General features: G+C 69.0%; 4 protein-coding genes. All 4 read left to right on the top strand.

The window, feature by feature from the left end:
• Positions 1-93 precede the first annotated feature (93 nt).
• The 4 genes from ABD134_RS03155 (at position 94) to def (ending at position 3,389) form a co-directional block, all read left to right on the top strand.
• On the top strand, positions 94-1,050 hold the full coding sequence (locus tag ABD134_RS03155) for a TIGR03885 family FMN-dependent LLM class oxidoreductase (protein WP_344226634.1): 957 nt from the start codon (positions 94-96) through the stop codon (positions 1,048-1,050).
• 113 nt (positions 1,051-1,163) lie between these two features.
• The gene (locus tag ABD134_RS03150; protein WP_344226632.1) at positions 1,164-1,478 is read left to right on the top strand and encodes an antibiotic biosynthesis monooxygenase family protein; all 315 of its coding nucleotides are present in this window, start codon (positions 1,164-1,166) and stop codon (positions 1,476-1,478) included.
• On the top strand, positions 1,478-2,701 hold the full coding sequence (locus ABD134_RS03145; RefSeq protein WP_344226630.1) for an amidohydrolase: 1,224 nt from the start codon (positions 1,478-1,480) through the stop codon (positions 2,699-2,701). Before ABD134_RS03150 ends, ABD134_RS03145 begins: the two co-directional genes overlap by 1 nt.
• 70 nt (positions 2,702-2,771) lie before the next feature.
• Positions 2,772-3,389, top strand: coding sequence for a peptide deformylase (gene def, locus ABD134_RS03140; protein WP_344226628.1), 618 nt, complete (start codon positions 2,772-2,774; stop codon positions 3,387-3,389).
• Positions 3,390-3,477: the final 88 nt, after the last annotated feature.

The following is a 3,477-nucleotide window of genomic DNA, read 5'->3' as shown; positions in this document are numbered from 1 at the left end:
CCGCCCCCGTCCCGGCCGTTGGCGCGGCCCGCTCCCCCAGCCCGCTGGTGCCGGCCTTCCGCACGATCCTGTGAGGTCTGCTACAAACGAACCATGACGGTGTACGGGTTCCATGCCTCGCAAGAGCAGATCTCTCCGCGGCAACTCCTCGCGGACGTTCAGCTGGCCGAACAGGCCGGCTTTACCGCAGCCATGTGCTCGGATCACCTGGAGCCGTGGTCGGAACGTCAGGGGCACTCGGGACTGGCCTGGCCCTGGCTCGGCGCCGCGCTGGCCACCACGAACCTGACCTTCGGCACCGTGACCGCACCGGGACAGCGCTACCACCCGGTCATCGTCGCCCAGGCCGTGGCCACCCTGGGCCAGATGTTCCCCGGCCGGTTCTGGACGGCCCTGGGCACGGGTCAATACGCCAATGAGCACGTCACGGGCGAGGCCTGGCCCCGCAAGGAGGTCCGCCAGCAACGGCTCGAGGAGTGCGCGGACATCATCGCTCGGCTACTGGCCGGTGAGACCGTCTCCCATGAGGGCCTCGTGCAGGTCCACGAGGCCACCCTCTGGGAGGTCGCGGACCCCAGGCCGCAGCTGATCGCCCCCGCGATCACCGTGCCGACCGCCGTGCGGGGAGCCCGGTGGGCCGACGGGCTGGCCACCATCAACCAGGACCGGGACACGCTCCGGAAGATGCTGGACCAATGGGGTGAGGCGGGTGGGGCCGAGCACCGGATCCTGCAGATCCATCTGTCCTGGGCCCCCACCGATCAGGAGGCCTACGCCCTGGCCTACGAGCAGTGGCGTTCCAACGTCTTCGCCCCTCCGGCCAACACGGACCTGCGGCGGGAGACCTATGACGCGGTCAGCGCCCAGGGCATCACGGAGGAGCAAATTCGCTCCTCCGTGATGGTCGGCTCCGATCTGGGCGAGATGACCCAGCGGATCCACGACCTCGCCGCCCTGGGATTCGACGCCGTCTACCTGCACCATGTGGGCCAGGAGCAGCGTCCCTTCATCGAGGCCTTCGGCGAGCACGTCCTGCCGCAACTGCGTTGACGCCGCTGGTCGACAGTTCCGCGCCCTTCATCGTCATGCCTGGGCAGGTCCGGATGCCGATGGAACCGTGCGCCTAGGATGACCGTGACCAACGCCGTCGAAAGGGCCCGTTCATGTCCGTCGTGAAGATCAATGCCATCAGCGTCCCCGAGGGATCCGGCTCCGAGCTCGAATCCCGCTTCGCCGCCCGCAAGCACGCGGTCGACAACTCCCCCGGGTTCGAGGGCTTCCAACTGCTGCGCCCCACCGCCGGCGAGGACCGCTACTTCGTGGTCACCCAGTGGGCCACCGAGGCTCATTTCCAGGACTGGCGGGACCACGGGGCCGCGGCAGCCCATGGCGGACCTGCTGGTGCACCGGACGGCGAACAGCGCAAGCCTGTGTCCACCGGCGCGGAACTGCTCGAGTTCGAGGTCGTAGACCTCTGATGACTGCCGCCGGTCTCCTGGACACCATCGATCGTCAGCTGGACTGGCAACGCGACCTCTACCGGCACTTCCACCGGCACCCCGAGCTGAGCCTGCAGGAGCTCCGGACAGCGGAGCGCATCGAGGCCGAGCTGGCCGGGCTGGGACTGGAGACCCTGCGCATCGGCGGGACCGGCGTCGTGACCGTCCTCGAGAACGGACCAGGACCCACAGTCCTGGCCCGCGCGGACATCGACGCGCTCCCGGTCACCGAGGACACCGGCCTGAACTACGCCTCCACGGTGGACGGTGTGATGCATGCCTGCGGCCACGATATGCACCTCGTCGCCCTGCTGGGTGCCGTCCGGCTGCTCTCCACGCACCGGGAGGCGTGGTCCGGAACCTATATCGGCCTGTTCCAGCCGGCGGAGGAGAACGCGGCCGGCGCCCAGGCGATGCTCGACGACGGCCTCACGGCCCGGGTGCCCCGGCCCGACGTGGCGTTGGCCCAACACGTCATGCCCGCCGAGGCGGGCACCATCGGCACCGCGCCGGGCCCCGTGCTGTCCGCCGGCGATTCACTGAGGGTCACCGTGCACGGTCGCGGAGCCCACGGTTCGATGCCGCACACCTCCGTGGACCCCGTGGTGCTCGCAGCCTCGATCGTGCTGCGACTGCAGACCGTCGTGTCCCGGGAGATCCAGCCTGACCAGTTCGCCGTGGTCACGGTGGGCGCCTCCAACGCAGGCACGAAGTCCAACATCATCCCCGACCGCGCCGAGCTACTGCTGAACCTACGGACCTATGATGCCGCACTGCGCGCACAGGTCATCACCGCGATCGAGCGGATCGTCCGTGGCGAGTGCACCGCCGCCGGCGCGCCCCGTGAGCCCGAGTTCGAGTACTACGACCAGTTCCCGGTGACCATTAACGATGCCGGGGCGAACCGCACCGTGACCGAGGCCTTCTCCGACCATTTCGCCCCCGGACAAGTCTTCGAAGCCGCCCCCGCCACCGCCTCCGAGGACTTCGGTCGCATCCCCGACGCCTTCGGCATCCCCTCCGTCTACTGGTTCGTGGGCTCCGTGGCCCCGGAGACTCTTCGTGCCGCCGTGGAGGCCGGCACGGTGTCCTCGGCCATCCCGGCCAACCACTCGCCGTTCTTCGCCCCGGCCCTCGACCCCACCCTGGAGATCGCCACCCGGGCGCACGTGGTGGCGGCGTGCGCCTACCTGACGCCTTAGCCAGGTCCGGCGGCCGTGGAGACTAGACTCTCTGCTGTCCCGCACGGCACCTGAAGGAGCAACCCCCGCCATGACCATCCGTCCGATCACCATTCACGGCGAACCCGTCCTCCACCGCCGGGCAGCCGAGGTCACGCAGATCGATGACGAGATCCGGGCACTGGTGGCGGACATGTTCGAGACCCAGGATGCCGCCCGCGGCGTCGGACTGGCAGCGCCTCAGGTGGGCGTGGGACTGCGGGTCTTCACGTGGACCTTCGAGGACTCCGGGGACGCCCCGGCGCGCGGACACGTCATCAACCCGGTGCTGACCCGAATCGGAAAGACCTCTCAGGAGGATCCGGATCCGAACGAGGAGGCCGAGGGCTGCCTGTCCGTGCCCGGCTACAGCTTCCCGCTCAAGCGCTCCGACCACGTGCGCCTGACCGGCCTCGACGTGGACGGCAAGGACATCGACTTCGAGGGGACCGGCTGGTTCGCCCGCGTCATGCAGCACGAGTACGACCACCTCGACGGTTACCTCTACATCAACCGTCTCAACGGCAAGTGGACCCGCCGCTGGAAGAAGTCTCTGCGCCGTGAGGGCTGGACGGTGCCGGGCCACACCTGGTTGCCCGGAGTGGACCCCGACCCGTTCGGCCACGATCACGCCGACGACCGTGAGAATCACCAGCACGAGAACCACTGACCACCTCGCCGTGCGGGCAGAGACAACCGGTGGTTTCTGCCCCGACAGTGAGGCGGGATACCGGGGAATACGACGCCGGCCCGGTCAC

The organism is Citricoccus alkalitolerans (assembly GCF_039528175.1).
GTDB lineage: Bacteria > Actinomycetota > Actinomycetes > Actinomycetales > Micrococcaceae > Citricoccus > Citricoccus alkalitolerans.
Note: the sequence above shows the minus strand (reverse complement) of the source record. Positions and strands in the feature narration are given on the sequence as shown.

Coding starts and splice junctions, on each gene's coding strand:
- ABD134_RS03150 (WP_344226632.1), top strand. CDS start 1,164: ATGTCCGTCGTGAAGATCAATGCCATCAGCGTCCCCGAGGGATCCGGC.
- def (WP_344226628.1), top strand. CDS start 2,772: ATGACCATCCGTCCGATCACCATTCACGGCGAACCCGTCCTCCACCGC.
- ABD134_RS03155 (WP_344226634.1), top strand. CDS start 94: ATGACGGTGTACGGGTTCCATGCCTCGCAAGAGCAGATCTCTCCGCGG.
- ABD134_RS03145 (WP_344226630.1), top strand. CDS start 1,478: ATGACTGCCGCCGGTCTCCTGGACACCATCGATCGTCAGCTGGACTGG.